The sequence below is a fragment of the Pedobacter sp. AC379 genome (assembly GCF_979258145.1).
In genome coordinates this window covers 1294264-1311091 of sequence record NZ_OZ409839.1, presented here as the reverse complement: position 1 = coordinate 1311091, position 16828 = coordinate 1294264, and the positions used below count along the sequence as shown (strand labels likewise).

Genomic DNA, 16828 nt, shown 5'->3' with positions numbered 1-16828 from the left:
AGCCTTTTTCTTCCTTAAAAGTTATATTTAACACCTGTAACACAGCCTCGATTGGCAAAAGTTATTTGATATCTTTAGGCTGCACGATTAGTTTTTCCATAATTATTTATATTATCCGAAATCAGATAACAAAATTAAGCAAAAATATTTGTTCCGGTTGTCATGTATAAGACAACAAAAAAGATTAGCTGTGCCGCAAACATGGTTACGCCGATATATTTTTGTTGCTTTAAACCCAATGCATAGTAAAACTTCAATAAAATTAATGAAACTATAAACCAGGCAACATAATTTTGCACAGGAATTTCGTGCCAGTCCCATTGCCAGTAATTAAATTTCATGGCTACGGGCTCTAAAAAGAAATCGAAGCCAACCAATACAAAGGCACCGATAACGGAGGCTAAAATACTGTTCCTGATCTTCATGCTTTTCATCATCTGGCCGATACTAAAAATCAGGATCACCCAATTAACGCCCATAAGCAAAGGAACCGCAGCAATTTTATACCCTAATGTATCGCCATAATAATAGCTGCCGAATATTTTCCCTGTATGCACGCCCAAAACTTCAACCAAAAAACCGCAGAGAAAAACGCCCGAAACAAATAATAAAAGCCGTTTTACATCGGCATTGTATGCAAAAACAATTACTGCAAACATGAGCAATAAATGAAACGGAACAAGTTTAATGAAATAAGGCTGAGCGGCAGGAATTAAAAAACCGAACAAGCCAACCAAATGAAAAATGATAATTACCGCAACTGCAATCCTTTTAACCTTTAAATCACTTTGATCGTTCTGCCCTTCCATGTGCCTGTTTTAAAAATATGTTTTTTTATAGAGATGATTGAAATGATTAAGAAGAAAAACATCTGAAACGGATGCAAAATCATATTGATCAAAACATTTTGTCCGGATAAATAAGAGATCATCATTCTGCTTAATACTATTAAAGTTAATGGTAATACAAGTAAAGCAACATTAAAGTTTAGTATTAAAATTAAGGGCCCTACGATTACCAAAAGCTGGTAAAGTAATAATATTATGATGTTATTACCAAAACCCGCAAGTAAATTTTTACTAAAACCGTTTACGCTTTCCCCCAGATTTTTGTACATCCTGCAATAAATCAGTCCGTTGGCAAGCAGTGCTTCCGCATTAAATTTTTCTTGCTTTACCAGTTTCATAATCTCCACATCTTCTACAACCTGGTGTTTAACACGTTCATGCCAATGGTTTTCTTTATAATTACCAGCATTAAAAAACATACATTGGCCGCTTGCTGCCGCAAAAGCAGGATTTTTCGACAATCTTACCAAACGTAAAGGCAATAAGTTTAAAAGTATAAAATGCATTAAGGGTACAGTTAAGCGCTCACCAATTGTTTGCATTACCTGGTTGGTAAAAACACTCAATAAAGCCAGGTTACCTATTTCCATACGCGCAATTAAACTGTTGATCAACCCTCTCTTAATCGTTTCATCTGCATCGATAAACAAAAGATATTTACCTGTGGCCAATTCGCTGAGCTGATGGCAGGCATAATTTTTACCGAGCCAGTTTGGAGTGAGAGTATTTCCTTTAACCACTTTAAATTGTGGATTGGTTGAGCAAAAATCAGCTACTAGCTTAAAAGTGTCATCACTGCTATTGTCGTCCAAAACAATAACTTCATAGTTGGAATAATCCTGATTTTTTATCGAATTCAACAATTCCAATATATTACCCGCCTCATCCCTAGCTGGTATCAATATAGAAACTTTATCATGGTAATGCTTAACCACCCTGGGCAGTTTCGGGTTGGAAAGAAAATTAAAAACGGTGACAGAAAACCGGATAACCAGAAAAATTAAAACTGCGTAAATAAAAATTGTCATTCAATAATCTGAGTTTGTTTAACAAGCGATTGATCGTAATGTTTATTATAGGCACTTTTTAATAACTGTAAACTCACGTACTCTTCATCCTCCCATTGCTGCAGATAAGTATAGGCGGATGGTTTCCTATTGGCAAAATAATCTATAAAAGTAGCAGCAAAAATAATATTGATTTTCTTTTTACTGGCATTAATCATCTGCATAACACCTTTTTCAAAGCTAATACTTTTCACATGGTTCGAATACAATTTCCCCTGGGGAAACACAAGTACCATGTTATTTGGATCATTTAACAGTTCGCCAGCATAATTAAGCACTGTTAAAACATCTTTACCTTTATTTTCGGCAGCAAAAGCGCCGAGGTATTTCAGAAAACCGACTTTATTATAGTTTTCGGCATTTACCAGCACATGAAACTGCTTTTTGAATACAATTTTATTAATGTAAAAAATAAAAAAACCATCCCACCAGCTAAAATGATTGGCTAAAATCAAAATAGATGAATCTTGCTTAACCGGAAGCTTATCGAAATTAAATGCTGAAAAATCTTTCTTGATAATGAACTGAATGTACCAGGAAAAAAAGTTGAAGATTAAATTATTTTTTCTGGGTTGATACATTTGGGGAAATTGCAAAAAAATGAGGTTAATTGCAAATCTGAATAGTTATAGTCAGCCATAGTTATCGTTTATAACGAGAATTGGTGAGATCCAAATTTATAATGTGATGGATAAATTAAGTACTAGCGATACAATCGCTGTTCTCATATATCTTCGCTACAAACGAGGACGATTTAACGAAATAAAGCAACTGAAACTATTCTATAAATCATCTTGCCTCTTCAACTCCCTAACAATTAGCTCAAATACACACGGTCTTCCTCACCTTCAACATCCATCACCACATCTACATGCTCTTTTAATATAGTGGCGAGCTCCAACCCTACAAAATCAGTTGCGATTGGAAAAATTTTATGACTTCTATCTACAAGAACTACTGTACGAATTTTTTTATGAGGGGTATTTAAGAAAACACCCAAACCATAAGCCAAGGTTTTACCACTGTTCAATACATCATCTACAATAATAATCACTTTATTTTTCCAATGGCTTTCGTCTAGATCCGTTGAAGCGACCAATTTGCTGCTTTCTTTTTGAAGATCGATGCGCAAAAGGGTTAATTTAAAACCTGAAATCTTTTTAAGTACTTTTTCCAATCTAACGGCAAGTTTATAGCCTCGGTCCCAAATGCCGGCAAGTACAATTTCTTTTTCATTCAGGTTATCTTCCAAAATCTGATATGCTATGCGGTCTATTTTCTGCTGAATCTGTTTCTTGTTAAGAATAAGTAATTGCGATGCCATTGTATAAAAAGGATTGAATACAAAAAGAACGATTTTAAGCCTGAAATTCAAACTATTTAAAAAATAATTTCGATTACTTGCAACGTTTCGTTTAGAGATGCGTCTAATCAATAACCAAAACACAAAATCATGAAATATCGGCCTGCAAACACAGCGAATCGATAGTTCAGCATTATTTAACAAAATACAATTATGAAAACCCTTATCAAATCATCCGCAATCTTATTTATGATCGTAACCAGCTATATCGCTAGAGCACAGGAATCGAAAAATTTCCCTGTGAAAAATTTTAGCGGGATAAGCGTAAGTAGCGGAATAGATTTATACCTCACACAAGGAAACAGCGAAAGCATAAGCATTAAATCTGATTCAGAAACCCTTAACGATATCGTTGTTGAACAAAACGGCGATAATGTGAACATAAAATTTAGAGATGGCATTAAATGGAGCGGCATGTTTAAAAACCGCGTAATTAAGGCTTATGTAAGTTTTAAAACATTAAATGCACTTGCAGCGTCGGGAGGATCGGATGTTTTTACGCAAAACCAGATTAAAACAGATAAACTGGCTATCCGCTCTTCGGGTGGATCAGACTTAAAACTGACTATATCATGTAACGACCTTTCCGTTCAATCCAGTGGTGGCAGCGATATTGATTTGAAAGGCAAAGCGTCAAATATGACCATACAATCAAGCGGCGGCAGTGATGTTAATGCTTATGAACTGGTTACAGATTATGCAAAAGTGCAGGCCTCAGGTGGTTCTGACGTTAGTTTAAATGTAAATAAAGGCTTGGAAGCAAGCGCAAGTGGTGGTGGAGATGTAAGTTATAAAGGAAATGCTTCACTTAAGAAAACATCAAGTTCGAAAAGCGGAGAAGTACACCACGTAAATTAAGCGTTTAGTTTAGTTAATGATAATACGCTGCTTTGTGGATGCAAAGCAGCGTTTTTTTTATAATGAGTATACAGATTAATGATTATTGAGTTTTACGTTTTCATTAATAGACTCAAATTACGCACTATTTTTTCTTATACGGGTAATAAATAAAATTGGCGCCTTCGGGAACAATTACGAATACACACATATAATCTTCCGGTTTTTTATAAACCTTTAAAAACGGATCTTTTTTCTCTTTACTGATAATTCCTTTTTCTACAAATTCTTCCAACGTAGAAGCTTGTATGGTCCAATCGGTATTGAGTTCTTCTTTATTTAAAATAAGTTCGCCGATATTTACTTCGTGTTGATGTGCAATAAAAATCGGGTAGGCAGAAATGCCCTCAACCATAATTTCTATAGCCACCTCTTTAATGGCATCAGCATAAAATTCCAGGTCTTTCTCTAAACTTACCAGCGGACTTTCCTGTTTCTTTTGCGGGTCTCCGCTATCTTCTGGCGTTGCGCTTAATAATTCTTCTCTATTCATACCTAACTAATTATTGAATGTTGAATGATTTAATCTTTAGGCAATTGACACATTCAATTCTCTCATTCAATCAATTATACCTTATTTTAATTTCAACAATACCACGTTTTCTACATGTTGCGTGTGCGGAAACATATCTACCGGTTTAATGCGCACCACATCATACTTCTCTTTCAGCAACTCCAAATCACGCGCCTGGGTAGCGGCATTACAACTTACATAAACAATTTTTTCTGATTCCATTTCCAATAAACGCTGCACCACATCTGCGTGCATACCAGCACGGGGTGGATCGGTGATTACTACATCAGGTTTACCGTGCGCAAGGATAAATTCAGATGTAAGAATATCTTTCATATCCCCAGCATAAAAAATCGTATTGTCGATCCCGTTTAATTCTGAGTTAAACTTTGCATCTTCAATTGCGGTGGGTACATACTCTACCCCTACAACCTGTTTAACATTTTTGGCTATAAAATTAGCAATGGTTCCTGCACCGGTGTATAAATCGTAAACCAGTTCATCACCCTTAAATCCGGCAAAATCGCGGGTTATTTTATATAGTTCAAAAGCCTGTTCAGAATTGGTTTGATAAAAAGATTTTACGCCAATTTTAAACCTTATTCCGTCCATTTCTTCGAAAATGTGATCGCGGCCAGAAAATACCATCACCTCCTGATCGAAAATGGTATCGTTTTTCTTTTGATTAACAATATAAAGTAATGAGGTTACCTGAGGGAACTCAGCTTTAAGGAAATTCATCAATCCATCAATCTGCTCCTGTTCCGGATACGCAAAAACAACCGCTACCATTACTTCACCTGTGCTGGAAGTACGGATAATCAGGTTACGCAAAACACCTTCATGGTTACGTAGGTCGTAAAACGACAAGCTGTTTGCTAATGCATATTTACGTACGGCATTTCTGATCGAATTTGAGGGCTCATCCTGTAAATAACAATGGTCGATATCTAAAATTTTATCAAAACGCAATGGTACGTGAAAACCCAATGCGTTCATATCAAAATCCTCTTCGCGCTCGATATCGGTTTTTTCCAACCAACGTTTGTTCGAAAAAGTAAATTCGAGCTTATTGCGATAATACCTGTTTTTTGCTGAACCTAAAATGGGTTCAGTACCGGAAGTATCTATTTTACCAAGACGCTGCAACGCGGCTTCAACATTTTTCTGTTTAAACTTTAATTGAGCATCGTAGCCCATGTGCTGCCATTTGCAACCGCCACAGGTTCCGAAATGAGGACAGAAAGGATCGGTACGCAAGGCTGATTTTTCGTGTAACTGTTCGATGATGGCTTCGGCAAAATTTTTTTTCTTTTTGGTTAACCTAACATCTACCACATCACCGGGAACGGCTTTATCAACAAAAATGACCAATTCGTCGGCTTTGCCTACACCTTTTCCTTCTTCAGCAATATCGATTATTTGTACGTTTGGAACAATAGTTACCGTACCTGGTTTTCTTCTACTCATTATTTTGCAAAGATAAGGCTAAAAGCTGAAAGAGGAAAGACCAAAGGGCAAAGACTAAAACTGAATGCTAAAGTTGGAATGAATATAAATAATTGAAAAGATAATGCTCAAAAGCGCAAGAAAATAAGTGCGTGTAAAAGATTAGGCAATATTTTTCCACTCAGTTTAAAATACCTGATAAAATATTGTTGATGTTAGAAATTATTTTCCAAAAAATTTAAACGCTGCTCCCCAAAAACCATCCAGCCAATTAAATTTCAAGTCAAATTTTTCATCTACCTGTACAGAAAACTCTAATATTTCTTTGCTCATGATAAAAAACCTATCTATTTAAGCAATACTACTAATTTTATACCAAAAACCAAAACGGTATAAATTAATTTTATGTTAATTTTACATCAATAGGTAAAAGCATTACTAAATCCTAAAATTATAGTGTGAAGTATTGATTTTCAACACATTATTTGTTAAATCAATTAAAATCCGTAACTTAATATATCATTCACATAAAAATGGAGGTTCATTATGAACGTTATCCGTAAAATTGAACATTGGGGAGATGTTCATCACTCAAAATGGCTGGATTATCTTAGGATTGTACTCGGCCTGATCATTTTTGGAAAAGGTGTTTCTTTTATTAGCGATACTTCAGTACTTCAGAACATGATTACACAAAATAACGTTTTTGGTTTTTCGGGCATGTTAATCAGCGTCGCCATTCATGTTGTTGCATTTGCACATTTGGTTGGCGGTGTTTTGATTACTTTGGGATTAGTTACCCGATTTGCCGTTGTAATTCAAATCCCGATCTTATTGTTTGCCGTATTTTTTGTTAACCTTACGCCTGGCTTTTCTGGTCCGAATTCAGAATTATGGTTTTCAGTATTGGTTTTATTCCTGCTGATCATGTTCTGGGTGGTGGGCTCCGGACCATTATCAGTTGATGAAGGCTTGAAGCGTAAAACCGGCAAACGGTACGCATAAGTAACATTAAATATTCTTAGTATCTTTCGCTTTTATAAATAATTATGAAAACGAAGATACTTTTTGCACTGCTTTTAACGGGATTGGCCAGTTATGCCCAAAACCCTACAGAAGGACATTTTAAACTGACAAGAGCTGGCTTTCAAGAAAATAACGCCTTCGAAACCACTGCTTTTGTACAGAAATATTTTCGTGTACCTGGCAACACAGGCTTTAATGCAAGTATCCATTATGTAGAAAATATCCTAAAAAAAGCTGGTTTTGTAGAGCAGAAACAAAATGAATCAGAAGCTCCTTTAACGTATCGCATCGAAAAACGAGCAATGAAAAATAACACCTGGGAGCCTGTTGATGCCAATATTGATATTATAGGAGAATCCCAGCCGCTTATTTCTTACAAAACCAACCGCAATATGATCCCGATTAATTGCGTATCTACCCCTGAGGGAGGTGTTACGGCAGATGTGGTTTACATCGCTAACACAACACCTGCTGAAATAGAAAAATTGGACTTAAAAGGTAAAATTTTATTTGCTGAGGCAAATCCATCACGCTTACTTCAAATTGCCACCAAAGCAGGAGCAATCGGTGTATTGGGTTATTCGATGCCTAAATACACCCAACCAGAACTTCATCAAACCTCTATTCAGTTCGGAAGCATGAAAGCCAATAGTGAGGTATGGACCTTGCTTTTATCTTATGCGGCTAAAGAAAAATTAAAAACAGCCTGTTTAAAAGGCAATACCAAATTAAAAGTTAACATTCAGACTAAAATTTATCCTTCGGAGGAATTAACAATTGTTGCAAACGTTAAAGGCAGCATTAACCCTAACGAACGTTTTGTTTTCAGTGCCCACGTTCAAGAGCCTGGCGCAAATGATAATGCCAGCGGTGTTGGCACATTGGCCGAAATGGCAAGGCTAACTGCAGAATTGTATCAGGCTAAAAAGATAAACCCCAAACGTACCTTAACTTTTTTGTGGGGCGATGAAATTGTATCTACCCGAAGGTACATAACTGAAGATACTACACGCGCAAAAGGCATTATGTGGGGAATGAGTTTGGATATGGTTGGCGAGGATACTAAAAAAACAGGGGGCTCTTTTCTGATTGAGAAAATGCCAGATCCATCGGCCATCTGGACAAGGGGCACGGATAAACATACCGAATGGGGAGCAGGAGATGTTAGCGAAAAAGACCTTTTTCCGCACTACTTTAACGATTTTATTTTCGACATCTGCAAAGCGCAGGGAAAATTTGCCAACTGGACGGTAAATTATAATCCGTTTGAAGGTGGCAGCGACCATACCCCATTTTTGCAGAACAAAATTCCGGGTTTACTAATGTGGCACTTCACAGATGTATATTACCACACAGATAACGACCGCATCGATAAAGTTTCATCAACAGAGATGAAAAATGTTGGGATAAGTGGTTTAACTGCTGCTTACACTTTAATTTCTGCAGATGAAAATACAGCAATTGCTACTGTTGCTCAGGTTAAAACTGATGCATTAATTCGTTTAAAAACTGAGTTTGAATTGAGCAAGAAAGCAATTATCGGGGGTAAACTGCCAAAGGATGAAAAACACATTATCGAAGTTTGGGCCAAATGGTATATAGATGCCCTGGCAACGGTGAATAAAATGCCTGTAAAACCACAAACTACAAGAGTTGGCTCGGCCATTAAATTTGCCAGCAGCGAGATTGAAAAACAAACGAATGTGTATTTAAAGGAGTTGAATTAGTTTGATGCCTAAACCAAAAGCAATAGTTATCGGTGCCGGAATTGCAGGAATTGCCTCTGCCATACGCTTTGCCGTAAAGGGTTACACAGTTGACGTTTTTGAAGCCAATGCTAAACCCGGAGGTAAACTAACTGAAATAAGTATGAACGGATTTAGGTTTGATGCCGGTCCGAGTCTTTTTACCATGCCGCAGTATGTTGATGAACTTTTTAAACTGGCAGGTAAAAAGCCTGAAGATTATTTCGAATACATTAAACTAAAAGAGATTTGCCGTTATTTTTATGAAGATGGTTTAAGGTTAAATGCAAGTACTGATCTTAATAAATTTGCACAACAAATTGAAGAAAAAACTGACTCTACCACAACAGAAATTGAGCGCTTCTTAAATAAAAGCAAAACCATTTACGAGGTTACCCACCGTGTATTTCTGGAAAGAAGTTTGCATAAGCTGAAAAGTTACCTCCATTGGGATACCTTAAAATCTATTTTCCGGTTCGGGCAGATCGATGCATTTAGAACTCAGGCAAAAGCAAACCAATCATTTTTTAAAGATGATAGAATAGCACAGCTTTTTAACCGTTATGCCACTTACAATGGTTCAAATCCTTATCAGGCACCAGCTACATTAAATGTAATTCCGCATTTCGAATACCATTATGGTGCTTTTCTCCCTAAAAACGGTATGTATGGCATAGTTACGGCCTTAGTAAAGTTAGCGGAAGAATTGGGCGTGAAATTTCACTACAACAAAAAAGTTGAAGAAATTATACATACGAACGGGAATAAACCAAAAATAAACGGCATTAAAGTAAATGATAAAATACATTTTGCAGATGCCGTTATCTCTAACCTCGACATTTGGTTTACTTATAAAAATTTACTTAAAGAGATACCGCAACCTCAAAAACTTCTCAATCAGGAGCGTAGCAGTTCTGCATTGATTTTTTATTGGGGAATGGATGGAAATTACAGTGATTTAGGCTTGCACAATATCTTTTTTACAGCAGATTATCACAAAGAGTTCAATTCCATCTGGAAAGACAAAACCATTGCTAACGATCCTACGGTTTACATTAACATCACTGCTAAACACATCAGGGGTGATGCACCTTTAGATAGTGAAAATTGGTTTGTAATGATTAATGTTCCTGCAAATAACAACCAAAACTGGGATTTGTTAATTAAAGAAGCTCGTGTAAATATTATAAAAAAAATTAGCCGGATATTGAACCGGAATATTGAAAAGGACATTATCTCTGAGCAAATCCTCGATCCCAGAAGCATAGAAAGCAAAACCGGTTCCTATCAAGGCGCACTATATGGAAACAGCTCCAACAATCAGTTTTCTGCCTTTTTAAGGCATTCTAATTTTAGTTCGAAAGTTAAAAACTTATATTTTTGTGGTGGTAGCGTACATCCGGGTGGTGGAATTCCGCTTGCTTTGCTATCTGCTAAGATAATTGATGATGAAATTGATGCAGTAGTGCATTAGTTATTGATCATTAAAAGAATTCTAAAAAGAAGAATTTTTTTTATCGAGAAAATATATCAATTATGCTTAATCGCTTCTTCCAATTTTTCACCATCTAAATCGAATGCATCTACAATAAATTTTGCCTTTGTATAAAAAGGATCACGTTCTTTTAGTTTTTCTTTAATGAACTCTAAAAGCTGTTCATCATTTAAATCTTTAATTAAGGGCCGCTTTTGACGGTTATGCAAGCGCGAAACCAGGGCAGCAGGTTCCATTTGCAGGTAAACCGTTTCACCGTGGGCATTCATCCATTCCATATTATCAAAAAAACATGGCAATCCGCCTCCGGTAGCTACCACACAGGTTTCTGGATAATCGAAGGTTTTAAGCATTTCACTTTCGTAATCTCTAAAACCATTTTCTCCAAATTCAGCAAAATATTCGGCAATGGTTTTACCGGTTTTTGAAACAATTTCGGCATCAAGATCTATTACCGGGCATTCTAACCGATGTGCCAGCTGTTTAGCTTTTGTACTTTTGCCGCAGCCCATATATCCGATGAGGAAAATCTTCATTTGTATTTTTATTACCGACCTACAATAACTGGTCGCGTTTTAACATTATATAATCTGTTACAGGTGGCGTAAAACCATATCTTTTAAGTAAGGTAACAACCTGTCCTCGATGATAAGTAGAATGGTTAAATAAATGAAATAAAATTTCATCCAATTGGTTCTCATACTTTACACCTTGCGAGTTGCTATATGCAATCCTTTTATCTAAAGTATTGTCTAGTAGTGCGATCCTGATCAACCTGATATTATCCGCAGCGATACCTTCAAAATTATTTTTATTATGAATGTCCCAAACACTATATTCTGGTTTCTGCCCGGAAATACAGTGTGCCCAAATGTGCTGGGCATTTAAAACATGGCTGAACAAACGTTCTGCATCAGGCATTTCGATGGTTGTAAGCTTAAAAATCTCAATGATACGCTGATCTGCGAGTTCAGTATAATTTATAATTTCTTCTTCGCGCATGGCTTAACTTAATTTAACCCTTGGATCCACATAGGCATATAATATATCAACCATTATGTTGATTATCACAAATACGAAAGCAATAAAAAGAATAGATCCCATTACCACAGGAAAATCAGACATTTCCAAAGCGGTTACTGTTGTTCTTCCCAAACCATTATAGCCAAAAATATATTCCACAAAAAACGAACCGGCAAGCAATGAAGCAAACCATCCTGAAATAGCCGTAATTACTGGGTTCATCGCATTTTTTAAAGCATGTTTATAAATTATTGCATTTCTGCTTAAACCTTTGGCTCTTGCGGTTCTGATATAATCCTGTGCAAGCACATCCAGCATGGCACTTCGGGTAAGCTGTACAATAATGGCTAAAGGCCTTAAGCCAAGCGTAATCATTGGTAGCCATAAATTTCTAAGGGTTAACACTTCGCCGTTAAAAGGATCGTAAGAATATAAACTTCCGCTCATTTTTAGTCCGGTGTAATTGCTCAGCACAAAACCGAACAGCCAGGCAATTATAATCCCGGCAAAAAAAGAAGGTGCCGATATGCCCAAAATGGCAAATGCATTGGCCGATTTATCAATCCATGAATCTTTATAAACTGCAGACAGCACACCTAAAAAAACACCAATTATCGTGGCAAAAATCATTGCTGTTAAAGCAAGAATAAATGTATTGGGAACGGTTTCGGAAAGTATTGCGGTTACATCACGTTTGGTTTGGTATGAACTGCGCAGATAAGGCCATTTTGCAACCAGCACCTTCTTATCAAAACTGATCAGTTTTGCATAATGGTATTTTTTCATGCTGGCGCTATCATTATCCAAGATACTGATTGGCGATAAATCATTGATGTACAAAACAAACTGTACAGGTTTGGAACGATCTAAACCAAATTCTTTACGTACAGCCTCAAGAGACTGTACATCGGCCCTTTGCCCCATTGTCATCCGGGCAGGATCGCCTGGTAAAATATTAAACAGCACAAAAACCACGAGTATTACCCCACCCATTACAAGCAGGCCGTACAATAGCTTTTTTAATGCGTATCCAATCATATTTATTTATCGAAATATTTTCTACTGAGCTGATCGAAAGTTGGTACGTTATGAAAATGCCATTTATTAATTATTACACCATTTTTCATCAATAAAACACCCGGATTTGCCCTTACCATACTCTTAAGCGGAACGGCATCAGCATAAAATACTTCTGAAAACAAGTTATTCTTTTTAATGAATGCCTGCGCATCCTGAGCAGAATTGGAAGTTAGCAACACCGTACGGATATTAAACTGTTGCGTAGCATTTAAGGCAAGTGCATTTAGCTTTCCAATGGCAGCTTCATTTGTGGCATGAAGATCGTAAGCTACAAAAATTAAATTGTAGTACGGGTTTTCGATCAGTTCTTTGGTGTAATCGGTACCGGAGGCATCAGTAATATTAAGATCTTTAATTTTAGGTTCGAAACCCTTTTTCACTAAATTTTTTGTCGGCTCTCCAATAATTTCCCAATTGTTATCCTTCCAGATTTCAGTTTTAAGGTAAGCCTTATCACTCATATCCTTTTCTTCTTTTGTTTTCTTGTTTTTTAAGTGATATATGATCTCAAATTCATCTGGTTTTTCTCCCGGAGGGATCACCATTAACGATGGAAGGTGTGCACCCACTTTATAAGGCAGGAAATCGATAATTGGAAGTACATTGTAAGTGTAAAGTCCGAAGCCTAAGGAAACAAGCGTTACGGCAATGGCAATATTACGCTGAGTTGCTTCTTTACTGAAAATCGGCTGGATGAGATTCTTATTTAGGAAAATTACGATGATCAATACCAGTAGAACAAGATCTTTACTAAACGACTGCCATGGGGTAAGCGGAATGGCATCGCCAAAACAGCCGCAACTGGTAACTACCTTAAACGCCGCAGAGATAAATGTTAATAGCGTAAAAAAGATAATTAACAATAACAATCCCCAGGCTACCTTTTTACTCCAGAAACCCAAAAGCAATAGCGCGCCGAGTACAATTTCTAAGGTACAAAGTAAAATAGCAATACCAGTGGCCATTCCACTTAAAAAATTCATATGAAAAACCTCAAAGTATTCCTGAAGTTTATAGCCAAAACCAAGCGGATCGTTTGCTTTGATCAACCCTGAAAATATGAATAAAGCACCGACAAAAATCCTTGAGAATCTTAAAAGTATATTCCGCATCTGTATGTATCTATTTTATAGGCAATTACTGGTAATACTATTTAACACCAAGTTTGATCAATGCAAAAACCGAATAGTTCAGCATATCCTGATAATTCGCGTTAACACCCTCAGAAGCCAGCGTTTGCCCTTCGTTATCCTCTATTTGTTTAACCCTAAAAATTTTCATTAAAATCAGGTCTGTTAACGAACTGATCCGCATATCGCGCCAGGCTTCACCATAATCGTGATTTTTGGCAAACATTAAATCCTTGGTTTCAGTAACTTTTTCTTCAAATCTCTTTTCAACCTCCTCATAAGGCAGTTCATTGGGCTCGTATGCTGTAAGTTCAAGCTGCATCATAGCAATTACGCAATAGTTTACAATGCCGATATATTCGGATACCACTCCCTCCCCTACTTTATTAACTTTTGTTTCTTCCAAAGTACGTATGCGCTGTGCTTTAATAAAAATCTGATCAGTAATCGAACTTGGTCTTAAAATCCGCCATGCAGTGCCATAATCTTTAGTTTTTTTTAAAAATAATGATCTGCAAACTGCAATCACTTCATCAAATTCGGTAGAGGTATTTGTTTGTGCCAAAGCCAATAATTATTTAGTTTTTAATGTATTTTTGTCGTGAAAAAACAAAAGCTAAAGATACATTTTTAAAGCGAAACCCAAATCCCGTGAGGGTTTATTATGGCAGAAAAAAACTTTTTTGAGCCCAAACAGAGCTTAAACGTAAACGGTAGACTTATCGATTTAAGTACGCCAAAAGTGATGGGTATTTTGAATATTACGCCAGATTCCTTTTATAGCAACAGCCGTACAAAAACGATGGATGAAGCCTTAACCAAAGCTGACCAGTTTTTAAGCGAAGGTGCTACATTTATTGATGTTGGCGGCTATTCTTCGAGGCCTGGAGCCAAAGATATTAGCATGAGCGAGGAAGTAGCGCGATTGGTACCGGTGATAGAAGGTTTAGCAAAAACCTTTCCCGAAGCCATAATTTCTATAGATACCTTTAGGGCTAAAGTTGCAGAAGAAACCATTTTGGCTGGCGCACATATCATTAACGATATTGCTGCGGGTGATATGGACGAACTGATGTTCGAAACCGTGGCCAAACTACAAGTGCCTTATATGATTATGCACATGAAAGGTACACCTCAAAACATGCATCAAAATCCGATGTATGGCAATGTGTTGCTAGAGGTAATCGATTACCTTGCAAAAAAAGTAGAGTCGCTTAAGGCACTGCATATCCATGATGTAATTATTGACCCTGGTTTTGGTTTCGGAAAAACTACCGAACACAATTACGAACTGCTTAAACATTTAGAAGATTTTAAAATTTTTAAACTTCCGCTGTTGGTGGGTTTCTCGCGTAAGGGAATGATTTACAAAACACTTGGCACTTCTGCCGCAAATGCACTAAACGGAACTTCGGTACTTAATACCATCGCTCTGCAAAAAGGCGCAGGGATTTTAAGGGTACATGATGTAAAAGAGGCGGTGGAATGTGTAAAGTTAGTAGAGAGGTTAACTGGTTAATGTTTGGCCATGATTTTTATATAAAACTCGGGCACGCTGCTAAATTCTCCTTCAATTCATCCTGCTAAACTTGTTTCAACATCTATTTTTGAGCAATAACCCTGAAATAAATTTAGGGTTACGATCCTTCCTAAACAATTAACCTAATCTTGTAAACTGAAAAGCATTTTACTATCTTGCCATTAATGAAAGGTTTTGATTTCGACTTCCTTAAAGTATCGCCAACTGATATCGTTGATATCATTTTAGTAGCCTTATTAATTTATTACGTTTACACCCTTATCCGCAATACGCTAGCCGTTAACCTGCTCGTTGGGATGTTTATTATTACAGTTTTTTTCTGGATAGTGAAAGCATTGCACATGGAATTGTTAACCGCTATCATAGAGAAATTTATGAGTGTGGGCATTATTGCGCTGATTGTGATCTTCCACCCGGAAATTAGGCGTTTTCTTTTGCTGATAGGAAAAAATGCTTTTCTGCAGAAAAACAAAGCCTGGTGGGGTTATTTATTTGGCAGAAAAGAGATTGAAAGAAATAATTTAACACGCATAAAACCAATTATTGATGCTTGTAAAAGCATGAAAAAAACACGTACAGGTGCATTAATCGTTTTTGTTAAATTTTACGATGAACAATTTTTCGCAAATAGCTGCGAACTTGTAGACGCTAAAATATCGAAACGTTTATTAGAAAGTATTTTCCAAAAAAACAGCCCTTTACATGACGGTGCCGTAGTGATTTCGGAAAATAAAATTAAAAGTGCGAGTTGTATTTTGCCTTTAACGGATAATGATCAACTGCCATCACAATTTGGATTAAGGCATCGGGCAGGTATTGGTGTTTCGGAAACAACAGATGCCGTTGCTGTAATTATATCTGAAGAAACCGGAGAAATATCGTATGCCAAACAAGGCAGGGTAAGAATGAATGTTTCTTTCGGGGAACTGGAGAAATTATTAAACAAGGATTTTTAGCAAGCACAACTTAAGAAATTTTATTCGCATCGTCACCTTGAATTTATTTCAGGATATTAAAATTACCTGTAGGATGCTGAAATGAATTGAGCATGATGGCCGCAAGACAATAAGCTAATTTCCTCCATTAAATGCAAAATGGTGAATGCTTCCATTCACCATTTCATTATAATTTAAATACTTTTTTATCGGTGTAACCCAATAAATGCGCAATTAATCGTTAGCAATATTGCTCAAAAGCTCCAATCAGGTTATCAGCAATCATTTGTGCTGGTCTGCCTTCAATCTGATGACGCTCAATCATATGTACCAACTTACCATCTTTAAATAACGCCATTGCCGGAGATGACGGAGGGAAAGGCATCATGTAATTTCTTGCCTGATCTACAGCTTCTTTTTCCATACCTGCAAATACAGTAACCAATTTATCAGGATGTTTTTCGTGTGCTGCTGCTGCTCTGGCTGCCGGACGCGCATTTGCTGCCGCACAACCACAAACCGAATTAACCACTACCAACACAGTTCCTTCGCCTTTAATCGCTTGATCTACGTCTTCTGCCTTTTTTAATTCTTGAAAACCTACGTTAGTTAATTCCTTACGCATTGGCTCTACTAAATATTCTGGATACATTATCTTAGTTTTTTATTTACAATTTGAACGATACAAAAATAAGAAAATCGAATGGTATGCACCA

General features: G+C 36.7%; 19 protein-coding genes. 6 read left to right on the top strand and 13 right to left on the bottom strand.

What is annotated here, in order from left to right:
* Positions 1-134: 134 nt before the first annotated feature.
* The 4 genes from ACZZZW_RS05770 to ACZZZW_RS05755 all read right to left on the bottom strand — a co-directional run bounded on the left by ACZZZW_RS05770 (position 135) and on the right by ACZZZW_RS05755 (position 3239).
* Positions 135-809 (bottom strand): carotenoid biosynthesis protein, encoded by a 675-nt coding sequence (locus ACZZZW_RS05770; protein WP_055907952.1) that lies wholly within the window; start codon positions 807-809, stop codon positions 135-137.
* Positions 779-1876 (bottom strand): glycosyltransferase family 2 protein, encoded by a 1098-nt coding sequence (locus tag ACZZZW_RS05765; protein WP_463492546.1) that lies wholly within the window; start codon positions 1874-1876, stop codon positions 779-781. Before ACZZZW_RS05765 ends, ACZZZW_RS05770 begins: the two co-directional genes overlap by 31 nt.
* Positions 1873-2496, bottom strand: coding sequence for a 1-acyl-sn-glycerol-3-phosphate acyltransferase (locus tag ACZZZW_RS05760; RefSeq protein ID WP_055907957.1), 624 nt, complete (start codon positions 2494-2496; stop codon positions 1873-1875). Before ACZZZW_RS05760 ends, ACZZZW_RS05765 begins: the two co-directional genes overlap by 4 nt.
* 236 nt (positions 2497-2732) lie before the next feature.
* Complete coding sequence (locus ACZZZW_RS05755; protein ID WP_055907961.1) at positions 2733-3239, bottom strand: phosphoribosyltransferase family protein; 507 nt, start codon at positions 3237-3239, stop codon at positions 2733-2735.
* A gap of 192 nt (positions 3240-3431) precedes the next feature.
* Here ACZZZW_RS05755 and ACZZZW_RS05750 point away from each other — a divergent pair, with 192 nt between their 5' ends.
* Complete coding sequence (locus ACZZZW_RS05750) at positions 3432-4136, top strand: head GIN domain-containing protein (protein ID WP_055907964.1); 705 nt, start codon at positions 3432-3434, stop codon at positions 4134-4136.
* A gap of 124 nt (positions 4137-4260) precedes the next feature.
* Here ACZZZW_RS05750 and ACZZZW_RS05745 read toward each other — a convergent pair whose 3' ends face one another.
* The 3 genes from ACZZZW_RS05745 to ACZZZW_RS05735 form a co-directional block, all read right to left on the bottom strand.
* Positions 4261-4668 carry a hypothetical protein gene (locus ACZZZW_RS05745; protein WP_055907966.1) on the bottom strand — a complete coding sequence of 136 codons (408 nt, stop codon included), beginning with the start codon at positions 4666-4668 and terminating at the stop codon, positions 4261-4263.
* Positions 4669-4749: 81 nt separating this feature from the next.
* Positions 4750-6159: a 23S rRNA (uracil(1939)-C(5))-methyltransferase RlmD gene (gene rlmD / locus ACZZZW_RS05740; protein WP_055907969.1), complete on the bottom strand. Its 1410-nt coding sequence runs from the start codon at positions 6157-6159 to the stop codon at positions 4750-4752.
* A 201-nt stretch (positions 6160-6360) separates the two neighbouring features.
* Positions 6361-6471: a hypothetical protein gene (locus ACZZZW_RS05735; RefSeq protein WP_025145553.1), complete on the bottom strand. Its 111-nt coding sequence runs from the start codon at positions 6469-6471 to the stop codon at positions 6361-6363.
* Between the two features lie 213 nt (positions 6472-6684).
* Here ACZZZW_RS05735 and ACZZZW_RS05730 point away from each other — a divergent pair, with 213 nt between their 5' ends.
* Genes ACZZZW_RS05730 through crtD form a run of 3 tightly spaced genes read left to right on the top strand, consistent with a single transcriptional unit; the run spans position 6685 to position 10383 of the window.
* Positions 6685-7143: a DoxX family protein gene (locus ACZZZW_RS05730; protein ID WP_055907971.1), complete on the top strand. Its 459-nt coding sequence runs from the start codon at positions 6685-6687 to the stop codon at positions 7141-7143.
* Between the two features lie 44 nt (positions 7144-7187).
* Positions 7188-8891, top strand: a complete 1704-nt coding sequence (locus tag ACZZZW_RS05725) for a M28 family peptidase (RefSeq protein ID WP_463492545.1) — start codon at positions 7188-7190, stop codon at positions 8889-8891.
* 4 nt (positions 8892-8895) lie between these two features.
* On the top strand, positions 8896-10383 hold the full coding sequence (gene crtD, locus ACZZZW_RS05720) for a 1-hydroxycarotenoid 3,4-desaturase CrtD (RefSeq protein ID WP_463492544.1): 1488 nt from the start codon (positions 8896-8898) through the stop codon (positions 10381-10383).
* Positions 10384-10439: 56 nt separating this feature from the next.
* Here the strand turns inward: crtD and ACZZZW_RS05715 are convergent, their stop codons facing one another.
* The 5 genes from ACZZZW_RS05715 to ACZZZW_RS05695 are packed head-to-tail and all read right to left on the bottom strand — an operon-like array spanning position 10440 to position 14202.
* Complete coding sequence (locus ACZZZW_RS05715; protein ID WP_055907979.1) at positions 10440-10940, bottom strand: shikimate kinase; 501 nt, start codon at positions 10938-10940, stop codon at positions 10440-10442.
* Between the two features lie 19 nt (positions 10941-10959).
* Entirely contained in the window at positions 10960-11406 is a 447-nt protein-coding gene (locus ACZZZW_RS05710; RefSeq protein WP_463492543.1) for a DinB family protein, read from the bottom strand.
* A gap of 3 nt (positions 11407-11409) precedes the next feature.
* Positions 11410-12465 (bottom strand): ABC transporter permease, encoded by a 1056-nt coding sequence (locus ACZZZW_RS05705; RefSeq protein WP_055907986.1) that lies wholly within the window; start codon positions 12463-12465, stop codon positions 11410-11412.
* A gap of 2 nt (positions 12466-12467) precedes the next feature.
* Complete coding sequence (locus ACZZZW_RS05700) at positions 12468-13619, bottom strand: BT_3928 family protein (protein WP_463492541.1); 1152 nt, start codon at positions 13617-13619, stop codon at positions 12468-12470.
* Between the two features lie 37 nt (positions 13620-13656).
* A complete protein-coding gene (locus ACZZZW_RS05695) occupies positions 13657-14202 on the bottom strand; it encodes a DUF1599 domain-containing protein (RefSeq protein WP_055909438.1) in 546 nt (181 codons plus the stop codon).
* 99 nt (positions 14203-14301) lie between these two features.
* Between ACZZZW_RS05695 and folP the strand changes: the two genes are divergently transcribed.
* Both folP and cdaA read left to right on the top strand, forming a co-directional pair.
* Positions 14302-15156: a dihydropteroate synthase gene (gene folP, locus ACZZZW_RS05690; RefSeq protein ID WP_463492540.1), complete on the top strand. Its 855-nt coding sequence runs from the start codon at positions 14302-14304 to the stop codon at positions 15154-15156.
* A 185-nt stretch (positions 15157-15341) separates the two neighbouring features.
* Entirely contained in the window at positions 15342-16133 is a 792-nt protein-coding gene (gene cdaA, locus ACZZZW_RS05685) for a diadenylate cyclase CdaA (RefSeq protein WP_463492539.1), read from the top strand.
* A 220-nt stretch (positions 16134-16353) separates the two neighbouring features.
* On the opposite strand, the gene ACZZZW_RS05680 is transcribed toward cdaA, so the two are convergent.
* Entirely contained in the window at positions 16354-16764 is a 411-nt protein-coding gene (locus tag ACZZZW_RS05680) for a BrxA/BrxB family bacilliredoxin (RefSeq protein ID WP_463492538.1), read from the bottom strand.
* Positions 16765-16828: the final 64 nt, after the last annotated feature.

Coding starts and splice junctions, on each gene's coding strand:
- ACZZZW_RS05770 (WP_055907952.1), bottom strand. CDS start 809: ATGGAAGGGCAGAACGATCAAAGTGATTTAAAGGTTAAAAGGATTGCA.
- ACZZZW_RS05765 (WP_463492546.1), bottom strand. CDS start 1,876: ATGACAATTTTTATTTACGCAGTTTTAATTTTTCTGGTTATCCGGTTT.
- ACZZZW_RS05760 (WP_055907957.1), bottom strand. CDS start 2,496: ATGTATCAACCCAGAAAAAATAATTTAATCTTCAACTTTTTTTCCTGG.
- ACZZZW_RS05755 (WP_055907961.1), bottom strand. CDS start 3,239: ATGGCATCGCAATTACTTATTCTTAACAAGAAACAGATTCAGCAGAAA.
- ACZZZW_RS05750 (WP_055907964.1), top strand. CDS start 3,432: ATGAAAACCCTTATCAAATCATCCGCAATCTTATTTATGATCGTAACC.
- ACZZZW_RS05745 (WP_055907966.1), bottom strand. CDS start 4,668: ATGAATAGAGAAGAATTATTAAGCGCAACGCCAGAAGATAGCGGAGAC.
- rlmD (WP_055907969.1), bottom strand. CDS start 6,159: ATGAGTAGAAGAAAACCAGGTACGGTAACTATTGTTCCAAACGTACAA.
- ACZZZW_RS05735 (WP_025145553.1), bottom strand. CDS start 6,471: ATGAGCAAAGAAATATTAGAGTTTTCTGTACAGGTAGATGAAAAATTT.
- ACZZZW_RS05730 (WP_055907971.1), top strand. CDS start 6,685: ATGAACGTTATCCGTAAAATTGAACATTGGGGAGATGTTCATCACTCA.
- ACZZZW_RS05725 (WP_463492545.1), top strand. CDS start 7,188: ATGAAAACGAAGATACTTTTTGCACTGCTTTTAACGGGATTGGCCAGT.
- crtD (WP_463492544.1), top strand. CDS start 8,896: ATGCCTAAACCAAAAGCAATAGTTATCGGTGCCGGAATTGCAGGAATT.
- ACZZZW_RS05715 (WP_055907979.1), bottom strand. CDS start 10,940: ATGAAGATTTTCCTCATCGGATATATGGGCTGCGGCAAAAGTACAAAA.
- ACZZZW_RS05710 (WP_463492543.1), bottom strand. CDS start 11,406: ATGCGCGAAGAAGAAATTATAAATTATACTGAACTCGCAGATCAGCGT.
- ACZZZW_RS05705 (WP_055907986.1), bottom strand. CDS start 12,465: ATGATTGGATACGCATTAAAAAAGCTATTGTACGGCCTGCTTGTAATG.
- ACZZZW_RS05700 (WP_463492541.1), bottom strand. CDS start 13,619: ATGCGGAATATACTTTTAAGATTCTCAAGGATTTTTGTCGGTGCTTTA.
- folP (WP_463492540.1), top strand. CDS start 14,302: ATGGCAGAAAAAAACTTTTTTGAGCCCAAACAGAGCTTAAACGTAAAC.
- cdaA (WP_463492539.1), top strand. CDS start 15,342: ATGAAAGGTTTTGATTTCGACTTCCTTAAAGTATCGCCAACTGATATC.
- ACZZZW_RS05680 (WP_463492538.1), bottom strand. CDS start 16,764: ATGTATCCAGAATATTTAGTAGAGCCAATGCGTAAGGAATTAACTAAC.